General features: G+C 62.8%; 28 protein-coding genes and 1 pseudogene. 11 read left to right on the top strand and 18 right to left on the bottom strand.

Going from position 1 to position 25,166, the window contains the following annotated elements:
• Positions 1-188 precede the first annotated feature (188 nt).
• The 6 genes from RHOOR87_RS0103450 to parA are packed head-to-tail and all read right to left on the bottom strand — an operon-like array spanning position 189 to position 4,575.
• Entirely contained in the window at positions 189-2,150 is a 1,962-nt protein-coding gene (locus RHOOR87_RS0103450; protein WP_027484242.1) for a relaxase/mobilization nuclease and DUF3363 domain-containing protein, read from the bottom strand.
• Positions 2,147-2,590: a hypothetical protein gene (locus RHOOR87_RS0103445; RefSeq protein ID WP_027484241.1), complete on the bottom strand. Its 444-nt coding sequence runs from the start codon at positions 2,588-2,590 to the stop codon at positions 2,147-2,149. The genes RHOOR87_RS0103450 and RHOOR87_RS0103445 overlap by 4 nt, the downstream gene beginning before the upstream one ends.
• A complete protein-coding gene (locus tag RHOOR87_RS0103440; protein WP_027484240.1) occupies positions 2,587-3,174 on the bottom strand; it encodes a S26 family signal peptidase in 588 nt (195 codons plus the stop codon). The genes RHOOR87_RS0103445 and RHOOR87_RS0103440 overlap by 4 nt, the downstream gene beginning before the upstream one ends.
• Complete coding sequence (locus RHOOR87_RS0103435) at positions 3,171-3,692, bottom strand: DUF2840 domain-containing protein (protein WP_027484239.1); 522 nt, start codon at positions 3,690-3,692, stop codon at positions 3,171-3,173. Before RHOOR87_RS0103435 ends, RHOOR87_RS0103440 begins: the two co-directional genes overlap by 4 nt.
• Positions 3,689-3,940, bottom strand: a complete 252-nt coding sequence (locus RHOOR87_RS0103430; protein ID WP_027484238.1) for a hypothetical protein — start codon at positions 3,938-3,940, stop codon at positions 3,689-3,691. The genes RHOOR87_RS0103435 and RHOOR87_RS0103430 overlap by 4 nt, the downstream gene beginning before the upstream one ends.
• Positions 3,937-4,575, bottom strand: coding sequence for a ParA family partition ATPase (parA, locus tag RHOOR87_RS0103425; RefSeq protein WP_027484237.1), 639 nt, complete (start codon positions 4,573-4,575; stop codon positions 3,937-3,939). Before parA ends, RHOOR87_RS0103430 begins: the two co-directional genes overlap by 4 nt.
• Here parA and RHOOR87_RS20235 point away from each other — a divergent pair.
• A complete protein-coding gene (locus tag RHOOR87_RS20235; protein WP_155950909.1) occupies positions 4,574-4,723 on the top strand; it encodes a hypothetical protein in 150 nt (49 codons plus the stop codon). The two genes, parA and RHOOR87_RS20235, sit on opposite strands and share 2 nt — an antisense overlap.
• Positions 4,724-4,864: 141 nt before the next feature.
• Here RHOOR87_RS20235 and RHOOR87_RS0103415 read toward each other — a convergent pair whose 3' ends face one another.
• The 4 genes from RHOOR87_RS0103415 to RHOOR87_RS0103400 form a co-directional block, all read right to left on the bottom strand.
• Positions 4,865-5,692, bottom strand: coding sequence for a replication initiator protein A (locus RHOOR87_RS0103415; RefSeq protein WP_027484236.1), 828 nt, complete (start codon positions 5,690-5,692; stop codon positions 4,865-4,867).
• Between the two features lie 26 nt (positions 5,693-5,718).
• Entirely contained in the window at positions 5,719-6,015 is a 297-nt protein-coding gene (locus RHOOR87_RS0103410; protein WP_027484235.1) for a helix-turn-helix domain-containing protein, read from the bottom strand.
• Between the two features lie 83 nt (positions 6,016-6,098).
• Positions 6,099-6,860 (bottom strand): DUF2285 domain-containing protein, encoded by a 762-nt coding sequence (locus tag RHOOR87_RS0103405; RefSeq protein ID WP_027484234.1) that lies wholly within the window; start codon positions 6,858-6,860, stop codon positions 6,099-6,101.
• Positions 6,861-7,203: 343 nt separating this feature from the next.
• Positions 7,204-7,551, bottom strand: a complete 348-nt coding sequence (locus RHOOR87_RS0103400) for a DUF2958 domain-containing protein (RefSeq protein ID WP_027484233.1) — start codon at positions 7,549-7,551, stop codon at positions 7,204-7,206.
• A gap of 377 nt (positions 7,552-7,928) precedes the next feature.
• Here RHOOR87_RS0103400 and RHOOR87_RS0103395 point away from each other — a divergent pair, with 377 nt between their 5' ends.
• Together RHOOR87_RS0103395 and RHOOR87_RS20230 are read left to right on the top strand one after the other, a co-directional pair.
• Complete coding sequence (locus RHOOR87_RS0103395) at positions 7,929-8,219, top strand: helix-turn-helix transcriptional regulator (RefSeq protein ID WP_081699983.1); 291 nt, start codon at positions 7,929-7,931, stop codon at positions 8,217-8,219.
• Between the two features lie 51 nt (positions 8,220-8,270).
• Complete coding sequence (locus RHOOR87_RS20230) at positions 8,271-9,149, top strand: TIR domain-containing protein (RefSeq protein WP_155950908.1); 879 nt, start codon at positions 8,271-8,273, stop codon at positions 9,147-9,149.
• Between the two features lie 71 nt (positions 9,150-9,220).
• Here the strand turns inward: RHOOR87_RS20230 and RHOOR87_RS0103385 are convergent, their stop codons facing one another.
• The 7 genes and pseudogenes from RHOOR87_RS0103385 to RHOOR87_RS0103365 form a co-directional block, all read right to left on the bottom strand.
• Positions 9,221-9,532 carry a DUF736 domain-containing protein gene (locus RHOOR87_RS0103385; RefSeq protein ID WP_027484231.1) on the bottom strand — a complete coding sequence of 104 codons (312 nt, stop codon included), beginning with the start codon at positions 9,530-9,532 and terminating at the stop codon, positions 9,221-9,223.
• Positions 9,533-10,154: 622 nt separating this feature from the next.
• Positions 10,155-10,361, bottom strand: a pseudogene (locus RHOOR87_RS19730) (chromosome partitioning protein ParB); the annotation flags it as partial.
• A gap of 108 nt (positions 10,362-10,469) precedes the next feature.
• Entirely contained in the window at positions 10,470-11,294 is an 825-nt protein-coding gene (locus RHOOR87_RS0103380) for a DUF932 domain-containing protein (protein WP_027484230.1), read from the bottom strand.
• Between the two features lie 588 nt (positions 11,295-11,882).
• A complete protein-coding gene (locus RHOOR87_RS20225; RefSeq protein ID WP_155950907.1) occupies positions 11,883-12,539 on the bottom strand; it encodes a hypothetical protein in 657 nt (218 codons plus the stop codon).
• A complete protein-coding gene (locus tag RHOOR87_RS19565; RefSeq protein ID WP_027484229.1) occupies positions 12,517-12,768 on the bottom strand; it encodes a competence protein CoiA family protein in 252 nt (83 codons plus the stop codon). The genes RHOOR87_RS20225 and RHOOR87_RS19565 overlap by 23 nt, the downstream gene beginning before the upstream one ends.
• A 3-nt stretch (positions 12,769-12,771) precedes the next feature.
• On the bottom strand, positions 12,772-13,449 hold the full coding sequence (locus tag RHOOR87_RS20220; protein ID WP_155950906.1) for a hypothetical protein: 678 nt from the start codon (positions 13,447-13,449) through the stop codon (positions 12,772-12,774).
• A 94-nt stretch (positions 13,450-13,543) separates the two neighbouring features.
• Positions 13,544-13,777, bottom strand: a complete 234-nt coding sequence (locus RHOOR87_RS0103365; RefSeq protein WP_043795337.1) for a hypothetical protein — start codon at positions 13,775-13,777, stop codon at positions 13,544-13,546.
• 608 nt (positions 13,778-14,385) lie between these two features.
• Between RHOOR87_RS0103365 and RHOOR87_RS19725 the strand changes: the two genes are divergently transcribed.
• Entirely contained in the window at positions 14,386-14,796 is a 411-nt protein-coding gene (locus RHOOR87_RS19725; protein ID WP_081699982.1) for an H-NS histone family protein, read from the top strand.
• Positions 14,797-14,812: 16 nt separating this feature from the next.
• On the opposite strand, the gene radC is transcribed toward RHOOR87_RS19725, so the two are convergent.
• Complete coding sequence (radC, locus tag RHOOR87_RS0103360) at positions 14,813-15,298, bottom strand: DNA repair protein RadC (RefSeq protein WP_027484226.1); 486 nt, start codon at positions 15,296-15,298, stop codon at positions 14,813-14,815.
• Positions 15,299-16,179: 881 nt separating this feature from the next.
• On the opposite strand from radC, the gene RHOOR87_RS0103355 reads away from it, so the two are divergent.
• From RHOOR87_RS0103355 to RHOOR87_RS0103325, 7 genes are all read left to right on the top strand, one after another.
• Positions 16,180-16,854, top strand: coding sequence for a hypothetical protein (locus tag RHOOR87_RS0103355; protein ID WP_231381710.1), 675 nt, complete (start codon positions 16,180-16,182; stop codon positions 16,852-16,854).
• A 310-nt stretch (positions 16,855-17,164) separates the two neighbouring features.
• Positions 17,165-18,388, top strand: a complete 1,224-nt coding sequence (locus RHOOR87_RS0103350; RefSeq protein WP_027484224.1) for an ABC-three component system protein — start codon at positions 17,165-17,167, stop codon at positions 18,386-18,388.
• Positions 18,385-18,873, top strand: coding sequence for a three component ABC system middle component (locus tag RHOOR87_RS0103345; RefSeq protein ID WP_027484223.1), 489 nt, complete (start codon positions 18,385-18,387; stop codon positions 18,871-18,873). The genes RHOOR87_RS0103350 and RHOOR87_RS0103345 overlap by 4 nt, the downstream gene beginning before the upstream one ends.
• Positions 18,870-20,810 carry a DUF3732 domain-containing protein gene (locus RHOOR87_RS0103340; RefSeq protein WP_027484222.1) on the top strand — a complete coding sequence of 647 codons (1,941 nt, stop codon included), beginning with the start codon at positions 18,870-18,872 and terminating at the stop codon, positions 20,808-20,810. The genes RHOOR87_RS0103345 and RHOOR87_RS0103340 overlap by 4 nt, the downstream gene beginning before the upstream one ends.
• A 47-nt stretch (positions 20,811-20,857) precedes the next feature.
• Positions 20,858-22,606: an ATP-dependent endonuclease gene (locus tag RHOOR87_RS0103335; RefSeq protein WP_027484221.1), complete on the top strand. Its 1,749-nt coding sequence runs from the start codon at positions 20,858-20,860 to the stop codon at positions 22,604-22,606.
• Positions 22,603-24,339, top strand: a complete 1,737-nt coding sequence (locus RHOOR87_RS0103330) for an ATP-dependent helicase (protein WP_027484220.1) — start codon at positions 22,603-22,605, stop codon at positions 24,337-24,339. The genes RHOOR87_RS0103335 and RHOOR87_RS0103330 overlap by 4 nt, the downstream gene beginning before the upstream one ends.
• 125 nt (positions 24,340-24,464) lie before the next feature.
• Entirely contained in the window at positions 24,465-25,127 is a 663-nt protein-coding gene (locus RHOOR87_RS0103325; RefSeq protein ID WP_027484219.1) for a hypothetical protein, read from the top strand.
• Positions 25,128-25,166 lie beyond the last annotated feature (39 nt).

Here is a 25,166-nt window from a genome sequence, read left to right as displayed (position 1 = left end):
ATGGGGCACCAATGACTCGATGCGAGTTTTCGTGGTGCTGGCATGGCGCGCATCTTCTTCCGCATGAATGTAGATCGACGTCGTGCCAATGGAGCTGTGACGCAGGTTTTGCTGGATGTGTTGGATGGGTGCCGGTCACATGCCGCCCATTGGCCACTGGCTGATGTCCCAAGTCGCCAATGATGAGGCTATCCAACCGTAGGGCCTCGCATTCGACCAATCTCCCAACTCACGTTCGAGCCGCGCACCATTACTGCAATCTGCTGCCCCATCCGCTGTTCGATGACCGGCTTCCACGGAACCAGGCTGAATCCCATGCCGTCGTCCAGCATCGCGTAGCGCCCGCTGGCCAGCAGCACGCTGCGTCGGTAGACACCGGCCACGCGCTGTCCGTCGGTCACCGGCCGGTGCTCCAGGCCGGTTTCGGCCGCAATGTCACGCGCGGTCCTCACCAACTCGCGGCTGCGCAGCGTCGCCAGTAGGTTGCGCGCCAGAATCACTCGCTGCCCGCGCCGTTCAGCTAGCCCCTGCTCCACCAGGAAGTCGGTACGTTGGCGCAGCGTGTCCTTCACCTCTCCACCAAAGCCCATGTCGCCCAACCCCTTGCCACCACCAATCAACTGCTGGTCCAACCAGGTGGCACCGATCACGCGGGTCTGTCGCTCAATGGGCAGGTGTGACTTCAGTTCGACCGCGACGCCACCGCCCAGGCGCCGGCTGTCGTATTGGCGGCTCCGTTCGGGCAGATCGTTTGGCACCTTCCATAACCCCTCGGCCACACGCTCCACGATGCCGGCGCGGCGCAGGGCTTCGAGCCGGCGCACGTGCGCGGCCACCACTTCGTGGGGATCGCGGTCGGGCGTGGCCTGACCTTGGGCGACGGCCAGATGCTGGTCGGTGCGGTAAAGACCATCGACGGCCAGTGCGGCGACGGTCTTATCCGAGGCGCGCGTATCGGCGCTCCCCTTGATCTGGACAATGCTGCCGGTCGGGTACCGCTCCAGCTCCGACCGCGGCGGCAGCGTCACGTAGTGCGCTTTACCGTCCGTGCCATCCACCACCAGATAACCCTTGTCGTACAGCTCGTCAGCCAACCCTTTGGCGGCGACCCGTCCAACGATGACGCGGCCGTCCTCCCTCGGCTCGAATACGGCCAGCTCACGTTGCATGCCACTCATCGCCCGCTGCATGGTGCGGATGATGTCGCCGCGTTCGCCCATCGCCCGCAGGGTCGGTTCGGCCTCAATGTGGATCACCCATGCGCCGGTTTGCGGTTGGCTCGCCAGGCCCATGCGCTGCAAGTGTTGCAAGCGGCCGATCAACATCTCGCGCTGACGGTGCAGCCAGGGCTCGCTGAGGCGTTCGACATGCACCTGGCCATTCACGGCTTCGCGCTGCAAGGTGCGGTCCAGGTTGGTCCAGCGTTCCTGTTCGACTTCCCGCGCGAGCGTGCGCTGGATCTCCTGTTCGGTACGCGGCCCCAGCCATTGGGTGGCGAGTTCGGCCGCGCGCTCGCGCAGGCCGCGCGTCAGGTACGCCTGAGAAATGATGAGGTCGCGGCCGGTGCCGTCCTTGCCGCGCAGGACGATGTGGGTATGCGGGTTATCGGTGTTCCAGTGATCGACCGCCACCCAGTCCAGCCGCGTACCCAAGTCGGCTTCCATGCGGGTCATCAGGTGGCGCGTATAGGTGTGCAGGTCGCCCAACTCGGCGCCATCTTCGGGCGACACGATGAAACGGAACTGGTGCCGGTCGCCGCGTCCGCGTTCCTCGAATGCGGTCAGGTCGGCTTCGTCCGTCGCCGTGCCGTATGCCCTGCCCGGCTCACCGTCCCGGCCCACGCCCTCGCGTTCGATGTAGCGCAGGTGCGTGACGGTCGAGCGCGCGCCGGCCTGCTTCAGGTACACCAGCCGCACCTTGACGGTGGCACGCCGTGAGTTTGCGGACAGCGACCGCCCGGTGAAGCGCGCCGCCACATGGCCGCGCCCCAGTCGGGAGCCGGGAGTCTTGCCGCGCCGGCCGCCGGTGGTGTTGGCGGCCTTGCTTGTCTGGCGCAAGACCTGGGCGACGAAGGTATCGCCGCGCTGCTTCGGCGCGCCGGGACGGAGGCGAAAACGGTCGTCGCCGTCCGAGCGGCCGCGTCGGCTCATTGGCAAGCTCCATCCAAGGCCATCGCGTCAGCGGGCATCAGGCACGCGGTATCTCCTGAGCCGGCCTGGTCTTGCGCCAACTCGCGGCACGGTGCCGCGTACCGACGCGTGCCGCGCCACCCCCATGTGCAGACACGCTTGGTGCGCACCGTGGTGCCGCACCCTTCAATCTTGCCCTGCATCTCTCCCCGGCCTGACAGCACGGGGATGCGATGCCCCGGCGGCGCTGCGCGATGCGCGGCCTGCACGCCGGCGAGCGCCTGCCATGCCATCGGCATGGCGCGCTCGGGGCAAGCTGTCTGCACGGGGGAAGATCGCGCCAGAGGTTGCGCGACGTGCGGCGCGAAAGCGGCTGCACGGCAGGCGCGACGACGCAGCGAGGAACACCGAAACGACACGCCGGATGACACGATGATGCGCAGTGAATCGGCGATCATCATCGGCGTGTCTCCAGCCAGACCGGATGCGCTACACCGAGCACAGTATCGGCGCGCACCGGCCCGAAATACCGGCTGTCGAACGACGCCGGATTGGTCGTACTGAGCAGGAACAGTTCGCCAGGGCCAAGACGCCGGCAGGCCGACCAGGCGTGCAGCAGTCGGCCCATCCCATCGGTACGCAACGCGGCGGCCACCGGCACGCCGTCGATGCGCACGCTGCCCTCGGCGATGCACACCTGCTGCGGCGCGACGGCAGCGACCGGCTTGAGCAGCGGGATGCGCGATGGCAGGTAGCCGCGCCGCGCGGCCAGTGCGGCGGCGGTGGCCGGCAACGGAACCAGCACGATGCTGCCGACGTGCATCGCAGGTGACAGCGAGCCGGCATGGCGTACGAGCGGATCGACGCGATACCAGCCGACCGCCACACTGTCGGACGGGTTGTACACCAGACGCGGCACCGGCGACACGAAGGACGCCCAGACCAGCGAAGCGAGGCCGCCGGCGGCCAGTGTCGCCACAATGAGGAGAGTGCGCCGGCGCGAATGAGGACGCGAAACCCTGTCGGTGGTGGGAATGGCCGTCATGACAACGCCCTCCCCGCCAGCCAGGCGGCGTGCCGCTCGGCGGTGTAAACCGGCAACGGCCCATGCGCAACGAGCCGGTTGCTCAGCATGCGCCAGTAAGCGGGCGATACGTCGACCGGCGCGATGCCCAATGCCTCGATGGCGTCGATGAGCGGCAACACGAAGCGAACCATGCGTTCACCTTCGGCGTGCAATAGCAGACACGCGCCCGGCCACACACCGGGGATGCGCTGCGCGGCATCCATCGACGTACATGCCTGCATCACCATGAGCTGCCAACGCACCGTGCCGTAGCCGTTGGCCTCCCAGCGGATGCGGCAGAAGATCGATGCTGGCCAGAACGCCGCCACGCGCCGCCAACGATCACGTTGCACGTGATACGCCGGTTCACCGAAGCGTAGATAGAGGTTGAAACGATGCGCGACGTAAGCGAGCGAGACTCGAGTCAATAGCTCGTGATCGATGAGCGCTGCGAATGGCGGCGGCGCGACCGCTGCCACTTGAAAAGACACATTCATGGCGTGTGCTCCGAGAACTCGCGCTCCAGCAGCGCGCGCAGCAGCTCGGCCACCGTCACGCCCTGCGTGAAGGCCGAGACCTTGATGCGGGCGCGCAGCGCGGGCGTGATGTCGAGCGTCAGGCGTGCGGTGTAGAGGTCGCCTTTCTGAAGGTCGGCGCCGTCGCCCTGACGGATCCACGCCTCGGCGTGCGGGTTCGTTGGCGGACGTGCGCCAATGGCGATGCGCTTGCCACGTGCATGGTTCATGACGACCACCGCAGTAGTTCGTCGGTCAGCGCCGTGATCTCGCGTGCGGCAGCGCTGTCGGGCGCCAGTTCGCGCGCAAGCTGACCAGCCGCCACGCTGTCGGCGAAGGCGATGCGCTGACGGATTTCCGATTGCAGCGATGGCAGCGGCTGTTCTGCAAGCGCACTGCGCGCCTCGCGGCCGATGTCGGTGGTGCTGACGCGCCGATTGATGACGAAGGCCGCATGCAGCGCCGGCCGGAACACCTGCGCCTCGCGGACCAGCGCCACCATCTCGGCGCTCGCCCACAGATCGTAGGGACTTGGTTGCACCGGCACCAACACACGGTCCGCTGCCAGCAGCGCCGAGCGCGCCAGCGCGGCGATACGCGGCGGCCCGTCGATCACGACGTGATCGCTGCGGCGCGCCAGCTCGGGCGCTTCCTGGTGCAGCGTCTCGCGTGCGAGGCCCACGGCGCTGAACAACCGTGGCAGACCCTGCTGGCTGCGTCGCTGGGTCCAGTCCAGCGCCGAGCCCTGCGGATCGGCATCGAGCAGGATGACCTGCTGACCGCGCAGCGCCAGTTCGCCGGCGATGTGCGTGGCGAGCGTGGTCTTGCCGACACCGCCTTTCTGGTTGAGCAAGGCGATGATCATGAGACGGTTCTCCATGATGGAAAACGACTCGTTGATCGACCTGGAAAATGCGGTGATTTGGGTTGTGGGTGTTGCTGTTGTTTTGAGGTGTCAGCAGTTGTCCACTGCAACGGCGTGGCGCTACTACCTGTTAGTGTTTTTAGGTTAGGTAAGTTAGAGACCGCGCAAATCCGCGTGGTGACTGGGCTTGCGGCCGATTTTGTTGCCTGATAGCACGAGGATGTGTTGCCTGATAGCACGAGTCTTTGGTTGCCTGATAGCACGAGGCCATGCACCGCTTGTTCCCGAGTTATCCCCGTGCTGTGTACGGCACGGGCCGAAAGGTCAGCAGCTCCGCTTTGCGGTCGGACATCCACTCGATGCCCAGCACGTAGCCGGGCAAGGATTGTTTCGCCACCAGCGCACGCAGGTCGGCAGCGAAGTCGTAGAAGCGCGCCATGCTGCCGGACTTGCGATACAGGTACGCGAAGTCGAACTGCCAGCCGCCGGCCTGGCGTCCACCGTGTTTGCGCACGAGGCGATACAGCCAGCGTTCGATGCCGCCGGTGAGCCGGAAATATGCCGGGTCGATGGTCAGCACCAGGGCGGCGTCGAGCACGCCGGCGTAGAACCAGTCCGGCAGGATCAGTTCTAGGCCGAGCGCCACGCCCTTGGCGCTCGCGCGCTCCTTCCACTCGTTGATCCACGAGAACCGATGCAGGCGCCGCCCGGTGGTCTCGCGGATCGAGGTCGCCACGGTCGTCGATTGCAGGCGATCCAGCGCGGCCTTGAGGCGCTGGTAGTCGCGCAGCGACGTACCGCGCCCGATGAAGCGCAGGATCTCGTAAGGCGTGGCCTGCATCAGGCGCGAGGTCGGGATGCCGGCGTCGCGTGCTTCGACGATCTGGCTCGCTGCCCAGATCAGGATGTCCGCGTCCCAGATCGTGGCGATGCCGTGCTCCTGAGTACCCTCCACCCGCACGGTCACGCCACCGGAGCGGAAGTCGATCGGCGCCGTGCGCCGCGACTTGGCCAGCGAGAAGAACGGAAACGCCATCAGGTCCTGGCTGTCGCGCGGCGCCATGTCGCCCGGCAACGCGCGGAACAGGGCCAGCTGTTCGCGTGCCGGCCTGGACATGGCGAGGGGCGCCCACGCACCGCCGGTCAGCGCGCACGGCTGTCGGCCGAGTGCCGCTCGGCGTACTCGGGGTCGGACGTGGCCTCGAAGCTGCGCGCATCGGCCCAGGCATCAAGATCGGCGACGGCGTACATGACGCGCCGGCCGAACTTGCGGAAACGTGGCCCGCCACCGATCACGCGCTGTTTTTCCAGCGTGCGCGGCGACAGCCGCAGGTAGTCGGCGGCTTCGTCGTTGGTCAGATAGCGCGCTAATTGGGCGGTCGCGGCGGGTTGTGGAGCCGCGGTGCGGGCGGCATAGGGCGGCACGGGAGCGAGTCGCATGGGGTGAGCCTCCATCGGTTGAGAGCACCGGCCGCCATGGCGCGGCCAGAGGGAGGCAGTCTCGGGAAAGATCGGCAGCTTGCTCAGGGACGTTTTGCAGGGACGTGCAAACGTCCCTGTGCAGCGGGGGCGTGCTGGAGTAGGCGACGGTAGCCTCCGCGCATCAGTACGGTGCCGCGCTGTGCCAGCCGACGCACGCGGGCGCGCAACGCGCTGTCGGCGTGCCAATCGGCCGCGACAGCCGCCAGTCCGTACAGCGCCTCGGCCACTTCGCGCAGCCTGGCACCCGTCAGCGTGCCATCCAACGCCTGCAAGGTGTGCGCCTCCAACAGTGTGGTGCGGCCAGGTCGGGCCACACACCAGGCCCACGGCGCATGCTCGTCCGCAGGAAATGATATTTCGGGATCATTGGAGTGAACGGCACGTACATAGGGCATGCCATGCACCAGAGCCGGCGCGAGTGCAAAGCGCCGCCATCGGCCCGGCACCCAGACGGTCAGTGCCAAGTGCTGACCATCATGGAACAGGTGCTTGTGGCCGACCATGCGCCAGAGATCGAATGGTGTCGCGTCTGACGTCGACGCGAGGTCAGGGTGGAGCTGCACGACACCGGCCGGCTTGGGACACCAGGCTGGATGCGCGTCGCGCGCATCCAGGGCGGGGTTCTCCAGCCCATGCAAGCCCCAGCGCTGTGCTACGGCATCGCCGCGGCGATGATGGCGCCGCCAGTCGCGACGGTAGTCGGGATGGCGCCGCAGGTATTCCCAAGCGAGTGTCGGGCCGTCCAGGTGCAGCACGTACAGGTAGGCAGCGCTGGGATGCCAGGGTTCATGCGAATCGGTCATGGTGCGGCTCCTGTCGATCGGCAGGACATCGCCACGGGCATCCGTAAACCAGCGCGCTATCGCCAAAGCATCATGTCGATAGGCGAGACTCTGAGAAAATCAAGACCGTTTGGCTCCGGCGTGTTACGTGGCTCGTCCGAGTGCGACAGCGGCGCGTGTTGTTTTTCGCGCGCCGCACCGGACACGGTGCACAAGATCGAGCGTGCGATAGCGACTCTTTCGATCTGGTCTACACCGCAACGGCGCAGCAATCGCGATTGATTTCGATTCGATCTGGAGCCAGACCTAAATAGACACAATGCGCCCGGCTTGCCGGGGCCTGGATCACGCGCACCGGGGTCGATCAGTCAAGGATCGACCCGTTGAGGCGGGCCAGCCGTGCGTATGCCGACAGCGTGCGCGTAGGCTGAAAATACCGATCACGCAGGATCGATCGATCCAACGGGCCGATGATGGACGCGAGGTCTGATAGCCGCACTGTGCCCAGCTCGGGCATGCCAATGCCGACATCGCACAGGCCCCAGGCCGTATCGCCATCAACGGGATCGAGCGCGGCCAGCAGCCAGGTCGCGTGCGCGTCCGGCGTGAACAGCTTGACGACCGGCAAAGGATCGAAGTCTCCCGCGGCGGCGCGGGACTGACCGTTGGCCAGCAGTCGCGTGCGCTCGCCGTCAGTGATGAGGGGATTCATGGCTACGGCCCATGCAAGGATACGCTCCATCGGCGTATCGACCCCGCTTGTGTCAATGCCAGTTCGGAACTGCACCAAACCGCGCATGCACGGGGGCAACTTCCCACCGATGGACGCATCCGCCGATCCGGCATCGTGCTTTCGTGCGAAAGCGCAGATGTGCAAGCCCGTTCATCCGTACAGGCACGAAAGCGCAAAAACGGCATCGTGGAATGTAGGAAAGACACGGATGCGGCTCTCCGGCTTTGGCGTCATCCGTAGATGCGCAAATCCGCAAAGACACGGATACGGAAGGCGTCATGATGAAATGAACACTATAGATTGTAGCCCTATAGAGCGCAATCAGTTGTCATCTTGGTTTTTAAGAGGAACCATAGGTGGCAGCGAAACTCGCATTGGCGGCGGCATTGAAGACGGTCAGGAAAGCGCGCGGCTTGAGTCAGGAAGCGTTCTCCGACGTGTCGAGCCGCACCTATCTGAGTACGCTGGAGCGCGACCTGAAAAGCCCGACCCTGAACAAGCTGGCCGAGCTGTGCGAGGTCATGGAGATTCACCCGCTCACACTGCTGACGCTGGCCTATGCCGGCGACAGCACACGCAAGGCCGATCAACTATGGGCTCAGGTGAGGCAAGAGCTGCGGGGAATCACCAAAGAAGACAACGAATGAACCTGTCGGCGCGTCAATCGCTGCGCCCCGTAACTACGAAACGTTGATGCCATGTATAACTTGCTTGTTACGGCTGCGGAAGGCGCATGGGACTTATCTGCATACGAATATGATCGAACGCGATTCCTGGAATACACCACAGACAGCCTGAAGGCGAAGTTTGCCAAGCTCGATGCGAATGCGCTTGAAGAGTTGAAATCTCTGCCGACCCTCTTCACCTACGAGGGCGATGACGAGATTGTGCGAGTTGGATATATCCGGACAATCAGGGAGCGCGGCCGCAGCATTCTCATCGAGTACGAGTTCGATGAAAGCATCCCGGCTTTTTCGTTCTCCCAGCTAAAGCCATTGGCGATCAAGCTGGATATTCAAGGGTGGGAGATGTCGCGCACCCATTGGGCAGTGAAAGACGAGGACCTCTTTGAACTGCTTGCCTCAGTTGGTCTTGTCGATTCGAGCTACGTGGGTGAAGGACGTCCACCCGGTCGGGTCGAAGAGATGCGATTCCGGGTTGCCCTGTCTTTCCCTGGTGAAAAGCGAGAATACGTTGCTGCGGTGGCTGCGGAAGTAAAGAAGAGGCTGGGGCGCGATGCAGTTTTTTACGATAAGGACTTCACCGCCCAGCTTGCCCGTCCCAACCTGGATACTTTGCTACAGCGCATCTATCTCAACAACTCGGACCTGGTCGTCGTTTTTCTCTGCGCAGAGTACGAGAGCAAGGAATGGTGTGGGCTGGAATGGCGTGCGATCCGCAACATCATCAAGAATAAAAACGATCACGCGATCATGTTCATGCGCTTCGATCACGCCGATATAAGTGGCACGTTCTCGATTGATGGCTATGTGGATCTGGAATGCACCCCGCTGGAAGCCGCGCGGATGATTGTCGAACGTGCTCGATTGAACGATTTGCCTCCTGCTGCGGCGTGATGCGCTATTTGATGAACGTGGAAGCGTGAGACAGCGCCCCGCCGCGAGGGGCGGGACGCTGTGGGCGGCCGTCAGGCCGTAGGCTTGCTGCGCGACCAGATCAGGTTGTGCGTGCCGTCGTCTTCCTCGATCAGCCGGGCGTAGATCGTCGCCGGGAACGAAGGGTCGTCGAGGGTCACGGACAGGTACGGTCGCTCGGCTTGGCTGACTTTCTTCCACGCCGCGCCGATGTCGTAGCCGCCGGCCGCCTGGATGCGGAAGTCGGGGGCGTTCTCGCTGCCCTTGTCGTTGGGGACGAACTTGACCTTGACGTTGAGCGTCAGGGTGCGGACCGTGCCGGTGAAGCCGTCGTTCTGAGCGGTGAAGGTGCCGATGTTGGCCATGATGCTTTCTCCTTTCGGGTTAACCAAGGTCGCGCCCATCGCGTCCTTGTTGTGATCCGATCGGCGGGGGTCGGGCGGGCTGCACCGCTTGCGGCCGCAACGCAGTGGAGGACCGGGAGGCGCAAAGAATTTGTTGCGCGAGGAATCCGCATAGCGGAGGGGAAATTGTTTGTGCCGGACGGTTGCGGCCATGAAGCCCGAGGCGCAGCCGCGCCCCCGCCAGGATGCACAACAGCGAAAGGACGCATGGGACGACCTCCCCCGAAAGGAGACGTGGCTGACTCGGCATCGCCGCGGGACGGTTTCACCGGCTCGTTCCCTGACGCGGACAAGGTCAACACCCCAACGACGAGCGAGAACGCCCCTGCCACAGCTTGCGGCAACGTGGTTGAGGCGTGGTTTGGAAGCTCCATGGCAAGGCCGAGCGGCGTGTCGGTGATCCGTCCTTCGTGACGTGCGGACAACGAACCGTCAGCGTCGAAGACGGCACGCTTTCGCACAACCTGCCGCAGCAAGTCGGGGCGTAGCCCCACGTGCCCTGCCCATTGCGGCGGGGCGCGTCATCAAAACCTTGCCGCCTCAGCGGGCAACCGATTACCGTACCACGCACAAGGCATGTGCGTGCCGCCTCCTCCTCGGTGGCCTCTTCCGGCGCATCCGCTTCGTTCGCCGTTCCCTGCGCGCCTTCCTGCGGCTCCGTGTCGTGTCCGGTCTCGAACACGGCCGGCATCCAGCCAGTGCCCTCGGCCAGCCGTTCGGCTTCGCTGGCAATGTCGGCCTTCTTGAGCTTCGCCAGCCGGTTGACGTGTTCCGGCGCGAATTGTGCCAGTTCCGTGCCGGATTGAGTGACGGCGTTCATGGTGGTGACTCCTATCGGCTGGGATGCAGCGGCGAAAGAAGCGGCAGGGGCTGCTGCCCGCCCCTGCCGCATGGGGATTCAGGCTTTCAATTGGCGCAGGCCATCGGCCAGCAGCCACAAGGCGCGATTCAGGCGGATGCCGTTGTCGATGCCCTGCACCGGGCGCGTGGTCTGGCGGCGACCGTTCGCGGCGCGAGCGGACAGGCCGCCTTTGATGAGGTTTTCCTGCGTGCGGTTGAACACGCTCCACAGGTCGCAGCGGCTGTCGTCGTGACGGCACGGCATCAGGATTTGCGATTCCGTGATGGGCGCGGGCTTGTCCTCGTCGTACTTCAACGCCAGCGCGGCGCGGGCGAACACTTCCGATTCCCTGGCGTCCAGCGTGATGGCTTGCATGGCATCGCGGGACTTCTGCGCCCGGTCGAAGCCGTGCAGGACTTCATAAGCGCCTTCGATGACGTGCCCGGCTACGTCGCCCTTGTGGGGTACGCGCACGTCCTCCACCGTGTCGCCACAGACAAGGCCGTTCTGGCACACAAAGCGGAACATGCCGGCGAGCATCTGATAGCTGCTCGTGCCGTCATGGGAGTTCAGCAGGATGATTTCGTTAGCCTCGCAGCCATTGATCTGGCTGGCGTGGCGCAGCCGGATCATGTGCTTGGTGTAGTCGCGGCGGTCGTCCTGCCGCACGCGGGTCTGGCATACCATGAAAGGCTCGAAGCCTTCGCCGCGCAGTTCTTGCAGCACGGTCGCGGTGGGAATGTAGCTGTACCGCTGCGAGCGGCTTTCGTGCGGAGCATCCGCGAAGATGGACAGGGCCACGGCACGAATCTGGTCATCCGACAAGGGACGTTCCGAGCGCAGTACCGGCGAACGAGAAGCGAAACGGGAAGCGAGTTGCATTGTCTTTCTCCTGACAAAGGTTGGCTGTTGAAACCCCACCGGATTCCTAGATTCGGAGCCCGCTTTGGACTTCCGGTGGGGTCGGCGCGGAGACCTGGGCCGGCCTCGTTGCCACCGTCTTTCCTGAGTTCATCGCCCGCGACGGTCAGGAGCGCGCGGACGGGTGCGGTCAAGGAGGAAAGCGCCGGGTGGGTGCGGCCCGCAGGCGCAGCCGAGGACACGGCCCGGCGCGCCTTGATGGCGCACGGCCGCGCGCTACAGTCGCGGACAAGGGGATGAAGTCAGGAAAGGCGGATCGACAGGCAACGGCTGCTGCGTTGGCGCGAACCCTACGCAAGCGAAGCGCGCAGGCCCGGATCGAGGAATCCGGGCCGTAGGTGTCAGCGATGGAAGCCCGAAGGGGCGAGACGCCGCAGGTGGCTCGATGCGAAGCACGACAGCGCAATCCGGCTACGCCAGGGACGCTCAAGATGGGCGCATCTTGACGAGCCCGTTTGTTAGTACGATGGCGAGCGAAGGACGACTCTCCCGCGAACGGTAATCTGTGAAGCACCCTGCTGATCAGCGACGACTACCGGATAAAGGTCGTCATGAAGAGCGAGCCACATTGCGGGCAGGGACTCCGCCCCCCATTGAATCACCCCATCGAAACTCACAATTGACGCACACATACCGCGGAGTTTCTCCCGGTGGTGCTTGAATCGGTGCATACGTTCGTGGCGCAATCACGGCTGGCTCGCCTCGCGAGCTTGTGTTGCGCGGCGGAGCCATGGAGCGCTGAGCGTTCAATCGCACCTTCAGCTGTTCGAGCTCTACCGATCGTTTGCCCGGCATCTCGGGATGGTGGACCCACACTTTGGATGCAAGGTGCCCCCTGAGGAAGGCGGTCAGCCGTTGGCGATCATCCAGGTCAGCGGCTCCGTCCTGTGAGAAGGCATGCTGTCCAAGGCTGATCGCCACGACGCCGGCGCATGGCGTCGCTGGTGCTTTCAGAGCCTCGGGCACAGACCGGCCCGGATACGTGAAATAGATGACGAACGGGCAGCCATCGACAAATGCGAGCACGTCGACGAGTGCGCCCACAAATGGGGCGTCGATGCGAGGTTGATCAATGGCGACCGTTTGCGCTGGTGCCACCAGGTAAGCGTGGTGGATCACCTGCCCCCACTGATCAGCCGTTTCGACGCTGTCAGCGACGGGCGGCAGTTCGAGATGGAGTCCATCACTGACCAGCTGTCGGGCCATGAGCCGCACCGACCGCCCACGAGTAATCGCAATCAGTCTCGGTCTGCTGGCCATCCGCGCGGCTGGCGTGGGCGAAGTGCCAGACCTTGATGGCACCCTTCCGAGCAATCAACCGCGACTTGCACGAGGGACAGATGCAGCCGCAGGCGAGACCGGCGGCCACGTCGCCTACGCCAACGAACCGCTGGTCAGATTCGCGCAGCGCGAAGGGAATGAGGGTGACGTCCACCGCCTATTCCTGCCTGTCATCTATTTGCACGATGCGCTCTTCGCTGGAGCTCAGCCCAAGCAAAATCCTCGACTCATCGTCCAGTCGGTCTCCGAGCTCTACATCCGGCGCCATGGCCGGCCCTTCCAATAAAGCCATGACGGCAAATAGGTCGGCCACCTGGAGTGCATCAACAATCAGGCCATCTGGGTAGCGCGCAATCACGGCATCGCGATGGATGCGATATCGCATGTGTTCAAATCCCCCATGCACGAATCCATCCATTCGCCTGATCAAAGGCTTCATGTCGATGAGCATGGACTGATCAAAGAACCCCGCACGATCCAGCGCACGAATTCGTACTTCCAGCCCAGTGGTCAGCCTGCCCTCCGCCAGTAGCCGCAACTGATCATCGGTCGCGATGCGAAGCGTCCACGCTGACCACACATAAGCTTCGTATACGGGACGAACAAGCGCCAGCAAGGATGCTCTGTAGTTACCTTCAGCTAAAGTCACAAGCGCTGCATGGTGCGCAAGCGCGAGCTGAATCGATGGTGCGACCAATATAGCCCGCGTCTGTTTTGGAATCCCTATGCGACCTACAGATGTGCGTAGCCACGTGACCAGTTGCCTGGAGCGCTCAAGTTGTAAATCAAGAGGAAGGGGGCTGGCACCGACTGATTCTGTGTTTGGTTGTGTCATCCCTCGATATTATGAGGCCGGGCCTTAAAAGGGGTCGCCCCTCCCCGCGAACAAAACGAAACCGGCCCTGCAGGGCCGGTTCGGTGCAGGCGGGTTACTCCGTGGCCTCTTTCGGCTCGTAGTTGCGCAGGACGATCACACCATCGATCGGGAGGCTCGTCAGCACGACGCGGAAACCCTTGCCGTCGCTGTTGGGGAACGCGACACCGATGCGGTTCCAGTCGTGACGGATTTCGCCAGTGGCCTTTTCGGTGAACTCGCGGACGGTGAAGGCGTCCAGACGATCGGCGGTCTTCAGGGCAGTCTTGGGGGCGGTGTTCTTGCTCATGGTGCTTCTCTTGGTTTGGGTAGCGCGGTTGCGCGAGCCCAGGACAGCGGGCCGGAGAAGACCTGCAGCACCGAAGGAACGAACGCCAGTGAGGAACGCAGGGCGAAACACCGTGGAGCACCCCTTGTGGGTTGCGCGGGTCGCGGACTGCTACCGTCGCTCGATTGAGCAACCGCCCCAACGCCAGGAACCTCTGAGCACTTCTTGCCACCCCTGCTTCCGTGCCGATCGCTCCTGACCAGACCGTTTCGCTCACCAAACACTGGCGTACAACGATGGATTCGGCGTCTGTGGCCCCGGCGGCTAGGCCGCTTCGTGCTGCGCATGCTCGATGGGTGATGTTTTCGACTGGCGCCGAGCCGATCGAGGAGTAACCGCTATCGTGCCCGGCCCACGAGTCCCGTTTCGTGAATCAGGTGAACGGGCTTTCGGCAAGCAGCGCGCGCAGACGACTCCAGGTCGACGGAGGCGTCAGGGGGTCAGGCCGGAACGGGCGCAACGCAGTGCGCGTGCGGAGCACCCGGCACCTGGCCCACAGGGGACGCGCGAGCCCTACCCGGTTTCGCGCTAATCTCTCAGGTGCAGATCACTATGAATGAGGATATTTGATGGCTGTCAAACTCGACGGACTCTCGCCGAAAGAACTTCAGACGCTGATCACTCAAGCTCAATCACGAATGAAAACCGCCCGCGCGGAACACATTCAGAACGTCAAAGCGAAAATCGACGGCATCCTGAAAGCCGCGGGACTCCAACTTTCAGACGTCTATTCCGCTCGCGGTGGCAAACGCGGCAAGCGAGCTGGAGCCGGCGTCCCGAAATATCGCAATCCTGCCGATGCATCGCAGACGTGGACGGGCCACGGAAAGTCTCCCGCATGGTTCCAGGCAGCCCTCAAGAAATCGGGTGTCACTGCTGAATCGCTCTTGATCTCGAAGACGTCGGCCAAAAAGTCGACGGCAAAGGCGGCGGCGAAGAAGTCGCCAGCAAAAAAGGCCGCCCGGAAGGCGGCCAAGTGATCTGAGTAGCGGGGCCTCAGATGAGGCCCCGGCTTGCCATGCTCACTGTCTCGGTGGCGCCGACCACGATGTGGTCGAGGATCCGCACGCCGATCAGTTGGAGAACGTCCCGCAACTCGTGGGTGATGGCGCGATCGGCGGCGCTGGGCTCGGGAACTCCGCTCGGATGATTGTGGGCCAGGATGGCTGCGCTGGCGTTGACGTTGAGCGCTGCCCGTACGACTTCCCGCGGGTGGACGCTTGCGCCATCCACGGTGCCGTCAAAGAGCTTCTGGACGTCCAGGATGCGATGCCTGTTGTCGAGCCACATGACGTGGAATTGCTCGGCTTTCAGGGCACCCAGCCTCATCCGCAAGAAGTCTGAGCTATCTTTCGGGTTGCCCACGCTGCCGAGGCGTTCGAGCTTGCGGCGCAGGATGTCCTCTGCAGCCTTAAGGATGTCGTTCTCCGTTTGCGGGCCGGTGATCGTGTAGTGCCCCAGGACGTCGCGCATGATGCTCATGTCTTGTTCTCCCTCGACGCCGGATTGCGCCGTGGGCTTCGGGACGCGAAGCGGGAAAAGGCTGGCAGCACCTGGAAGCGGCCGCCGTGCGGACGCTGGAAGGCGGGAACGCAGTGGACGAGGGTTCATCCCTTGCGCCAGCCGACCGCGAAGCAAACCTTGCCCACATCCAGCGCAACCGAGTCGTCGAGGGTGACGTGAGCGACCAGTCGGTTTGGGGCACGCATCCGTCTCGATGAGCAAACGGTGTCGTGGGGCTGCTGATGCCTGCGTTGCCGTGAAAGTGAGTGGTTCGGGTTGGTGAAACCTTGCTTAGACTGATGCGGCTGTCGAAAAACAGGACTGCAAATACCCCGTGGTTGAGGCTGCCGACTTTGCCGTCAGGTACACCTTCACGTCGACTGGCGAACTAAAGTTCGCACCGCATTGCATCTTCCGGCCAACGAGCTGGCGTGCCGCCAAAAGACTCTGTTCGGCCGTCACCGGCAGATAACGGCCACGTGCACCACGCACCAACAGCGAGGCATCGGAAAGAGAGGAAGCATGCGACACAATCGTGCCCCTGTTGCTCGGGCAGCATTGCCCGAAACCGGGGCCCTCACGGCGCAACACAAGCTGTCTGGGGTCGAAGGTGGGCAGCCGCAAGTGCCATCGGCGCGCAGCCCTTGACGGCGAGCACGCCGTGATACCGTGAAGGGAAATAACAAGACCGTCCACCACTACGCCACAACGCCGGCAAGCGGAGCACGCAGGCCCGCCAAGGGCCGGAGGCGTCAGGGGGATCAAAGCCGGATGGCCGCGACTCGGCACGAGGCGCGGGGCGCAGCTCGCGATCCCGACGGCGGAACGCCGGGACGCTATCGCATTGATGACCTTTGCAGATGGACAAAGCGGTTATGGACACAACGGCCCTCCCCGACATCGCATCCTTCAACATCGACCGCGGCGACATGCCTTTCGTCATGCCGTGGCCTCAACCGGGGAATCCGGCCGCCCTGCTCGCCTTCCACCACTTCCAGGAATGGCGGACGTTCATCGCAGACCGTGGACTGCACCCTGCCATACCGCGCATCGTCGGCGACAAGTTCCGGCGTGCCCAGCGACTCTATGTGTTGGCGTGGCTGGACGCGGACCTAGTGAAAGCTGGCGAACTGGTCGCGCTGACCGCGCTCGAACTGGCGTTGACAGACCGATATGGCGGGTTCTTCCACCAACGACCGGCGCAGGCAAGTAACAAGCGCAGGCGGCCCCCCATGTTGTACGACCTGCTTGAATACCTGGTAGACGGCGATGGCCTCACGGATACCCAGCTTCCCTTCACGCAACGCTACGGCGGGTCCATCATCCCTGCGTTGTGCCGTGACCGGGCGACACGTGGCGAATCGGACAGCGGGAACGCCTCGCGACTGACTCTCGCCGAGCTTCGTAACTCGCTCGCGCACGGTGATCCATTCGACGGCCTGCCGTGGAGCGGCTTGCTCGAACTGGTACGCGACCTGATCGAGTACGCCTATCGATCCTATCTGCAAGAAGGTCGAACAGGGTGCAGCGGTTGAAGGCCGACCGTACCTCAGTCAAACCCCTGTCGGGATGCTGTCGGGTTCCTGTCGCGTCGTTCCTGCCTCTCACTCTCCATACTTCGGTCACAGTCGAAAACGATGGAGCCAACGTTGCCGAAAATGCATATCCAAAGCCAACTTGGCTAGTTTGCTACCATTGCTGGCGACTGACAGGCGTTGGGACTTGGTTTGCGGCCGTAGTCACAGGGGAATCGAAGCTAAAGTACGCCATGGCGCAACGAAGGCTGCGCCCTCCCCTGCTATGCCGCCGGACCCGCCCACAAGAAGCGGACATAAGGACTTGGGCATGGCCAAGGCATCCACCGATAAGTTTTCAGCCGGCGAGCAGGGTCTGGGATACATCTATCAGGCGCGTCTCGCACTGCTGCATCTGCTGCAGCTGCCTGAGGACACCGCCGTCTTCCTGGAAAAGGACGACGACCTCGATTTCGTCGACAGTGTCGGCGGCAAGTCCCTGGCCTCGCTTAAGCACAAGGCGGTCGGCGACAGGCTGACCGACTTATCGACCGACTTTTGGAAGTCCGTCAACATATGGCTGGCGCGGTATAAACGAGACGGTCGTGCCGCATCGAATCTGCGGTTTTTCTTGTTCACCACCGGTACGGTATCGGCCGACTCGTTCCTTGCTCGTCTCCTTCCCGACCAACCCGTCGCCTCCGGCGATGCGGCCACACTGACCATGTTGGCCGATGCTGCGCTCGCCAAGTCGAAATCACAGCTCATCAGCCCGATCGCCACGGAGTTCAACGAGCTGAGCGATTCCGAGAAGCAGGATTTTCTCGAACGCATCCTGATCCTCGGCGGCAGTCCGCGTATCAGCGACATCCCTGCAAGTATCAGGGACAAACACATGCGAAGCATCCGGCGCGAGCACCGCGAGTTCGTCTTCGAACGGCTGGAAGGCTGGTGGACTGATGCTGTGATCAAGCAGCTGACCGGTACCAGGGCGGAAGGAATCTTCGGTTACGAAGTCTCGGACAAGCTGTCCAACTTCGCCGAGGAATACAAGGCGGACAACCTCCCCATTACCTTCCGCGGAAAGGTGCCCGCCGGCGAGATCGACACCGAAGCCGACACGCGCCTGTTCGTGGCGCAATTGCGGGAGATCGGCATTTCCTCCAGCCGGATCAGGAGCGCGATCCTGGACTACTACCGGGCGTTCGAGCAAAGGTCGGCCTGGGCACGAGAAAGCCTGCTGGTGTCGGGAGAGGTTGAGGAATACGAAGACCGCCTAGCCGACGAGTGGAACCGCTACAAGGATGTCGCGTTCGAGAAAGTGAGGGAAGACAGCGCCGAGGACGCGCTTCGCGAAGCTGGTGCGACCCTCTACAACTGGGCAGAGTTCGAGACCGGGAAGATCGAATCCCTGCGCATCCGCGCACGGGTTACAGAGCCCTACGTCCTTCGCGGCAGCTTCCACATCTTGGCCGATGCCGCGCCCGAACCCAGGGTCTACTGGCACCCCAGATTCCTCGGCCATCTCGGCAAAGTGCTGGGAGTGGCTCCATGAAACGATGGGATCAGCGTCCCATCGAGATTCGGAACCTGTTCAACCCTGCCTTCTGCGGCTTGATCCTGTTCCGCGCCCTGCATGGCTACGAAGAAGAAGACGCCCGCGGCATGCCCTTCTCGCTGTCGCTGCTGGTGCTGCCCCTGTGCCTGCACAAGGATTCGCGTGAGGTGATCGCCGGCAGTCCACGCAGTTACCTGCTCAAGACCACGGAGAAAAACCAGCAGGTCATGGTGGGCTTCGCCGACCGGGTCACGCAGATGCTGCCCTATGCCTTCGAGGGGTTCGGTCTGCTGATGGAAAGAGGCTGCATCGCCGTCGCGGACGATGGCCGCATCCAGACCTTGCCCAAGAAGGTACGCAAGTCCATCGACGGAACCGAAGAGACCGTCGCCTGCCAGAAAGTGGCGCGCATCGTCGGAAAAGAATTCGCACGCATCGCCGACCGGGCGACCGTTTATACGACTTTCGGAATTCGTCCATGAAGATCAGATCCATCCACATCTACAGCCACGACGGCCAGCGCCGGGACCTCCGGTTCAAGGTGGACGGGCTCAACGTCATCACCGGTCGCTCATCCACCGGCAAGTCCGCGCTCTCCGACATCATCGAATACTGCATGGGGCGCTCCACGTTCAACGTCCCCGAAGGCGTCATCCGCGACAAGGTGGCCTGGTTCGCTGTGATCTACCAGTTCGAGAAAGAGCAGGTGCTGGTCGCCAAGCCGACGCCGCACGGCGGCGGCACCAGTTGCAGCACGGCAATGCTGCGGAGGGGTGCCCAATTGCAGGCTCCCGAGCTCAAAGACTTGGCGGTCAACACCGACGACGACAGCATCGGCGAACTGCTGTCGCGCTTGCTTGGCATTCCCGAGAATCGTACCGATGTCGCGCTCGAACACAGTCGCGGCAGCTATGATGCGAACGTCAAGCACACGTTCTATTACCTGTTCCAGAAGCAGGGGCTGGTCGCCAACAAGGACCAGCTTTTCTACCGCCAGAACGAGCAGTTCCAGCCGCAGGCGATCCGCGACACGCTGCCGATTCTGCTCGGCGTGTCCTCCCACGACCGCTACGAACTGGAATCCAGGCTACGCACGACGCAACGGGACCTGAGGGTCAGCAACAAGAAGCTGGAACAGGCACGCGATACCATCGATACGTCGCAAGAGCAGACTATCAGCCTCTACTCGGAAGCTCGGACGGTCGGTGTCATCGGCAACACCGACGGGAACCCGGGTGCCGACGGAGTCATCGACGCGTTGAGGTCAACGCTGTCGTGGAAGCCCGAAACGGTGCCCGACGACGACGGTAGCCGGATTTCGCTTCTGGAAGAAGAACTGAGCCGGCTGCGACAGGATCGCCGCGACACCCAGACCAGGATCGACGCGGCGCGACAGTTCGCCAAGCGGGCGGGTGGCTACGAAAGCGAGGCCGCCGAACAGATAGACCGACTGGCCTCGATCAAGGCGCTGCCGAAAAATCCTGACAGCGGCGAATGGCAGTGGCCATTCAGCGAACGGAACCTGGCGCTGGAGTCCCCGGTCGCCGTCGTTCTGCTCAACGAGCTGGCATCGCTCGACAAGGAATTGCGCATCGCCACCGGCCAGCGCCCGAAACTCGAAGCCTATCTGACCGAACTGACCGGCAAAGCGGACAAGATCGCGGGCAACATCAAGCAGAAGGAAGTAGAGCTGTCTGCGGCGATCTCGGCCAACGAGGTCATCGCCCAGATGGGCACCCGCAACAACGCGGCCGCGCGCGTGGTCGGCCGCATCAGCCTGTTCCTGGAAACCCTCCTCCCGAACGAGGATCTTGCCAAGCTGGAAGCGGAAAATCGCCGCCTCAGCAACAAGGTGAAGCAGTTGGAGGACCAGATCGGCGCCGACGACAGTAACGAACGCCTGACTTCGATCCTCAACAACATATCCTCACAGGTGTCGCGATACATCCAGAAGTTCAACGCCGAATTCGCCCCCTACCCTGCACGGCTCAACTTGCCGCAGTTGACGATCATCTTCGACCGACCCGAACGCCCAGTCCCGATGGGCCGGACCGGTGGCGGTGAAAATCACTTGGCCTACCACCTGTCGGCACTGCTCGCCCTGCACCAGTTCGCGGCGCAGAACAATCGCCCGATTCCGCGTTTCTTGCTGATAGATCAGCCGACCCAGGTCTACTTCCCGTCCGAGCAGCTCTATAAGGACGCCGATGGCTCGGTGCAGAACACTGAAGCCGACGCCGACCTCGATGCGGTGCGTCGGTTGTTCGAGCTGCTACTGAAGTTCACCCAGGAGGATGTCCCCGGCTTCCAGCTGATCGTCACCGAGCATGCGAACCTGCGCGAGCAGTGGTTCCAGGATGCGTTGGTGGAGCAGCCGTGGACCAAGCCACCCGCGCTGGTTCCCGAAGATTGGCCGTAGAGACGGCACCCGCTCATTCAGGGACGTAGCTGCAAAGGAGACCGGCGGTGTATCTGGCGCAATTGAAAATATCGAACTTCAGAAAGTTGCAGAAAGTCGATTTGAGCTTCCAGCCTGGATTGAACGTTCTGGTCGGATCCAACAACGTCGGCAAGACCGCCGTCATCGATGCGCTGCGCGCGCTGCTAGCAGGATACGACGAACCCTACCCTCGACTGGATGGCGAGGACATGTATCGACCCAAAGGTGGAGTGCCAACGGGTGACATCGAATTCCGGTACATCTTTCGTGACTTGGATGCGGATGATGAAGCCGATTTCCTCGCAGCACTGAAACCCGGCGACGCTGGCAAGCTCGAAGCCCACATCACCATCCGCTACTCGGAAGCCGACAAGACCGGCCGACTGCGCGCCAAGCGTTGGTGTGGCGATCACGAGGATCTGAGCCTGACTACCGACATAATGGAGAACCTGCGCGGCGTCTATCTACCACCATTGCGGGATGCCTCGCATGGACTCAAGCCCAGCCGCAGCAGTCAGTTGTCGCGCCTGTTCCAGCTCCTCGCCGACGACGCGGGACGAGAAGGTATCAACGACGCGCTGAAGAAGCTCGACGAGGAACTAAAAAAGCACGAGCCGGTCATCAACACCCACACGGCAATCAAGGGCCGCCACGACAGTATGCTCGGTCCGCAGCTTGCCCAAGTGCTCGACCTCGGCCTGAGCGGCAGCGACTTCCAACGGCTTGCTTCGCGCCTATCGCTGCTGGTGGATACGTTCGAGATCGAGCAGAACGGACTCGGCTTCAACAATCTGATCTTCATGGCCGTGGTGCTTAGCGAGTTGGCCAAGAACCCTGATGCGAGCTACCGCAGCCTGATCGTCGAGGAACCGGAAGCCCACCTGCACCCGCAGCTCCAAGCCGTGCTGCTCAGCTATCTAGAGATGATCAAGGCGGTCGAGGGCGAGAAGCCTGTCCAGTTGTTCGTCACTAGCCATTCCCCCAACTTCGCCAGCATCGCCGACCTCGACAGTCTGGCCTGCCTGGTCGACACGGGGAATTCCGTGGAGACATTCTTTCCACGTACGATCACCTTCGACAAGGGAAAGCGCGAGAAGCTGGAACGCTATCTCGACGTGACCCGTGCCGAACTGTTCTTCGCCCGGCGCGTCATCTTCGTCGAAGGTGCCGCCGAGTTAATGTTGGTGAGCGTGCTGGCGGAGAAGTGCGGCCACAAGCTGCGCGCGCATGGCGTCAGCCTGATCAGCGTCGAAGGACTGAACTTCGATTCATTCCTGCCGTTGTTCGGCGAAAAGGCATTGAAGATCCCAGTGGCAGTCATCACCGACGCGGATCCGATAGCTGAACCGGAAGGCGGCGGGGAAGCGCAAGCACTCTACCCAGCGCCTGGCGATGCGGTGAACGTATCGGACAACACCGCCAAGATGAAGGAGCGTGAGGACGCCTTCGTCAAGGTTTTCCACGGACTCAAAACGCTGGAATACGACTTGGCGCTACATGCCGACAACCGAACTGCCATGCTGGCCGCTCTCACGGAGCTACACCCGAAGATCAGCAAGGCGGTCTCGGCGGCGGTCGAAGCCGCCGAAGGCGACGCGGCCAAGGCACGCGCCCTGTTCAGCGGCATGTTCGAGCGCCCACAGAACAACGTGCAGAAAGGCCGCTTCGGCCAAACCCTGGCACAGGTGTTTGTCGATGGCGCCGCCTGCGTGGTACCGGACTACATAAGCAAGGCGATCGCCCATGCCTGCCAGGTTCAGCAGGCCGATCCATGACCCAGGTATCCGACGAGCAGGCGCAGATCATCGGCGCGCCACTTGCGCAGATGTCCGTGATCGCCTGCGCCGGCAGCGGCAAGACGTTCACCGCCGTACGCCGGCTCGCGCAGATGCGCCGGCAGCTCGGCGAGCACCGGGGCCGAGTTGCCCTCCTCTCGTTCTCCAATGTCGCGGTGGACACGTTCAGGCAGGAGTACCGGAATCTGGCGCAAGTGGCGTCCGGCGGATTTACCCATGATCGCGTCGAGATCGATACGTTGGACGGATTCATCACTAGCAACGTCCTGCATCCGCACGCCTATCGAACGATGGGCGCGCAGCAGGCCGCATTTCTGGTGACAGGCGGAGAAGCGTTCCTCAACGGCTTCAAGTTCCAGACTGGCACGTATCCGCGCGAAATCACGAAGATGCAGGTCGGTATCGACGGCGGCACTGTCTACTTCTGCTATTCGGACAACGACAGGACGCAAAGACTGGACACCGCGTATGCGACAGGTCTCGTCCGCCGCCTCGGGCAGGTGGGTGCCTACACTCACAACCTCGGGCGTTACTGGTGTCACCGCACGCTGGACGACCAGCCCAGCATCCTGCGCGCCCTGGTCCGCCGCTACCCCCATATCCTGATCGACGAGGCGCAGGATATCGGTACGGTGCATCAGGCCATCATCGAGCAGTTCATCAGCGCGGGCTGCCAGATCTCGCTGATCGGCGACCCGAATCAGGGCATCTACGAGTTCGCCGGCGCGAACGGGGCTTTCCTGACGCAGTACGGGAAACGACAAGGCGTCAGCACTCTCGGCCTGACCAAGAATTACCGCTCCGTGCCGGCGATACTGGACCTTGCCAACAGGCTCTCGACGCGCGCCGACACCGCTGACCGGGATGCGCCCGAGACGACGCACGGCACGTACTTCGTGCCCTACCGCAATGCCGAACGCGAAAACCTTATCGCCGCGTTCCAGGCTGCGGTGTTGGCCGCCGGCCTGAATCTCAAATGCTCGGCGGTGCTCTGTCGGGGTCGCGACATGGCCAACCGGCTCGCCGGCAATGAAGGCGCGCCGGGTCAGGGGACCGTCAAGGCTCTAGCACAGGCCGCAATCCTGCGGGATCGGCATCATGACTATCTCGGCGCGTTCAAGCTGGTGGCCGCCTGCATCGTCGGCCTGCTGGCCAACCCGCCGCAGGGACTCGTCGCGCAGATCACGCAGCCTGCGCGCTACCCGGATGATCGGTTACTGCGTCGGCTCGTATGGACGTTCACCCGCGACCTGGATTTGGGACTGCCTGCCGCTACATTGACCGGGGACACGCAGTGGCACCCGCAGTTGCTGGAAAGGACAAGGGCACTGTTGGCGACGATCGAGCAGGAGCACGGACTGGCGAGTGCGAACAACTTGGGCAACAAGCTTGCACGCAGAGGCTTACCCAACACTCCACTGATCGCCGCAGTCGATCTGGTGGCCAACGACGACGTGCCGCGAATCCGCGTGGACACGGTTCATCAGGCGAAGGGCGAAAGCCTCGATGCGGTGCTGTACCTGGCGAACCGGGAACATGCCAACGCGCTGTTGGCCGGCGTAGATACCGAGGTCGGGCGCATCGGCTATGTCGCAGTAACCCGCGCCCGCAACCTCCTATGGCTCGGCGTACCGGCCAACGCACTGGAGGAATTGCGACCCGCACTGCTCGCCCGGGGGTTTCAGGAAGCAGGCGCTGCGGCACCGGCGTGAGGGCTGGGGCAGTTGGCCCTGATGGTCAGAGGACGGCCTGCGCCCCTTATCAGCGATGACGACATCAAGCGCCTGCCCGGCCGGGTTTGGTGAACGTTTGGGCTGATTGACGACAACGAGACGCCATGACAACGATATTTCGCTTTGCCATCCAAACGACGGAAAGCCGCTGCTCTGAGGTCTGGTCCTTCTTCTGCAACAGGAATGACGGATGCCTCTATGCCACACGCACGTCGATGCAGAAAACCATGAAGGTCAGCTTTCATCAGTCTGGCGCGTGCCACATCAAACGATATGCGAACGGAGTCGACCTCGGCATCAAAGATCACGTGTGGCGTTATGCGCCCTCGGGTGTCGGTGAGCCGACCCACATCATGAGAGTCGTTTACGATCTCAGAGCCCAGCGCGGCGATTTTGAGTTGAGTAAAAAGGTCGGATTTTTGTTCGAAGACCTGACCGCTCCGGCCAGCATTTACTTGGATGTGTTTTTCACACACTCTGACCGCGAGGTTGAGCTGGGTAATGAAACGGGTATCTACGGGTCTCATTACATGGGTAGACGCAAATGGGTCTATTTTTCGATCAGCATAGGACCACTCACGGACGGGCTTCCCGATGACATTTCGGAGATGGTCTTTCATATGGGCGATCGTGAAGCGATCGAGAACAAATCGGCCAATGTGCTTAAGAACGTCACGGCCGTCTTCTATCAGGTGCCTAAACCATCCGGCGCATTAGTGGTCTTCGAGGCCTCCGCCGCCAAGTTCTCACTGGCGGTTCCTGCTTGATGGGATCCCCACATGAAGTGCAGAGCCCGGGCGATGGCC

This window comes from Rhodanobacter sp. OR87 (genome assembly GCF_000473345.1).
Classification (GTDB): domain Bacteria; phylum Pseudomonadota; class Gammaproteobacteria; order Xanthomonadales; family Rhodanobacteraceae; genus Rhodanobacter; species Rhodanobacter denitrificans.
This window is presented reverse-complemented; position numbering and strand designations above follow the sequence as displayed.

Excerpts from the sequence above, each read along its gene's own strand:
- RHOOR87_RS0103450 (WP_027484242.1), bottom strand. The coding sequence starts at position 2,150 with ATGAGCCGACGCGGCCGCTCGGACGGCGACGACCGTTTTCGCCTCCGT.
- RHOOR87_RS0103445 (WP_027484241.1), bottom strand. The coding sequence starts at position 2,590 with ATGATGATCGCCGATTCACTGCGCATCATCGTGTCATCCGGCGTGTCG.
- RHOOR87_RS0103440 (WP_027484240.1), bottom strand. The coding sequence starts at position 3,174 with ATGACGGCCATTCCCACCACCGACAGGGTTTCGCGTCCTCATTCGCGC.
- RHOOR87_RS0103435 (WP_027484239.1), bottom strand. The coding sequence starts at position 3,692 with ATGAATGTGTCTTTTCAAGTGGCAGCGGTCGCGCCGCCGCCATTCGCA.
- RHOOR87_RS0103430 (WP_027484238.1), bottom strand. The coding sequence starts at position 3,940 with ATGAACCATGCACGTGGCAAGCGCATCGCCATTGGCGCACGTCCGCCA.
- RHOOR87_RS20235 (WP_155950909.1), top strand. The coding sequence starts at position 4,574 with ATGAGACGGTTCTCCATGATGGAAAACGACTCGTTGATCGACCTGGAA.
- parA (WP_027484237.1), bottom strand. The coding sequence starts at position 4,575 with ATGATCATCGCCTTGCTCAACCAGAAAGGCGGTGTCGGCAAGACCACG.
- RHOOR87_RS0103415 (WP_027484236.1), bottom strand. The coding sequence starts at position 5,692 with ATGTCCAGGCCGGCACGCGAACAGCTGGCCCTGTTCCGCGCGTTGCCG.
- RHOOR87_RS0103410 (WP_027484235.1), bottom strand. The coding sequence starts at position 6,015 with ATGCGACTCGCTCCCGTGCCGCCCTATGCCGCCCGCACCGCGGCTCCA.
- RHOOR87_RS0103405 (WP_027484234.1), bottom strand. The coding sequence starts at position 6,860 with ATGACCGATTCGCATGAACCCTGGCATCCCAGCGCTGCCTACCTGTAC.
- RHOOR87_RS0103400 (WP_027484233.1), bottom strand. The coding sequence starts at position 7,551 with ATGAATCCCCTCATCACTGACGGCGAGCGCACGCGACTGCTGGCCAAC.
- RHOOR87_RS20230 (WP_155950908.1), top strand. The coding sequence starts at position 8,271 with ATGTATAACTTGCTTGTTACGGCTGCGGAAGGCGCATGGGACTTATCT.
- RHOOR87_RS0103385 (WP_027484231.1), bottom strand. The coding sequence starts at position 9,532 with ATGGCCAACATCGGCACCTTCACCGCTCAGAACGACGGCTTCACCGGC.
- RHOOR87_RS0103380 (WP_027484230.1), bottom strand. The coding sequence starts at position 11,294 with ATGCAACTCGCTTCCCGTTTCGCTTCTCGTTCGCCGGTACTGCGCTCG.
- RHOOR87_RS20225 (WP_155950907.1), bottom strand. The coding sequence starts at position 12,539 with ATGGCCCGACAGCTGGTCAGTGATGGACTCCATCTCGAACTGCCGCCC.
- RHOOR87_RS20220 (WP_155950906.1), bottom strand. The coding sequence starts at position 13,449 with ATGACACAACCAAACACAGAATCAGTCGGTGCCAGCCCCCTTCCTCTT.
- RHOOR87_RS0103365 (WP_043795337.1), bottom strand. The coding sequence starts at position 13,777 with ATGAGCAAGAACACCGCCCCCAAGACTGCCCTGAAGACCGCCGATCGT.
- RHOOR87_RS19725 (WP_081699982.1), top strand. The coding sequence starts at position 14,386 with ATGGCTGTCAAACTCGACGGACTCTCGCCGAAAGAACTTCAGACGCTG.
- radC (WP_027484226.1), bottom strand. The coding sequence starts at position 15,298 with ATGAGCATCATGCGCGACGTCCTGGGGCACTACACGATCACCGGCCCG.
- RHOOR87_RS0103355 (WP_231381710.1), top strand. The coding sequence starts at position 16,180 with ATGGACAAAGCGGTTATGGACACAACGGCCCTCCCCGACATCGCATCC.
- RHOOR87_RS0103350 (WP_027484224.1), top strand. The coding sequence starts at position 17,165 with ATGGCCAAGGCATCCACCGATAAGTTTTCAGCCGGCGAGCAGGGTCTG.
- RHOOR87_RS0103345 (WP_027484223.1), top strand. The coding sequence starts at position 18,385 with ATGAAACGATGGGATCAGCGTCCCATCGAGATTCGGAACCTGTTCAAC.
- RHOOR87_RS0103340 (WP_027484222.1), top strand. The coding sequence starts at position 18,870 with ATGAAGATCAGATCCATCCACATCTACAGCCACGACGGCCAGCGCCGG.
- RHOOR87_RS0103330 (WP_027484220.1), top strand. The coding sequence starts at position 22,603 with ATGACCCAGGTATCCGACGAGCAGGCGCAGATCATCGGCGCGCCACTT.
- RHOOR87_RS0103325 (WP_027484219.1), top strand. The coding sequence starts at position 24,465 with ATGACAACGATATTTCGCTTTGCCATCCAAACGACGGAAAGCCGCTGC.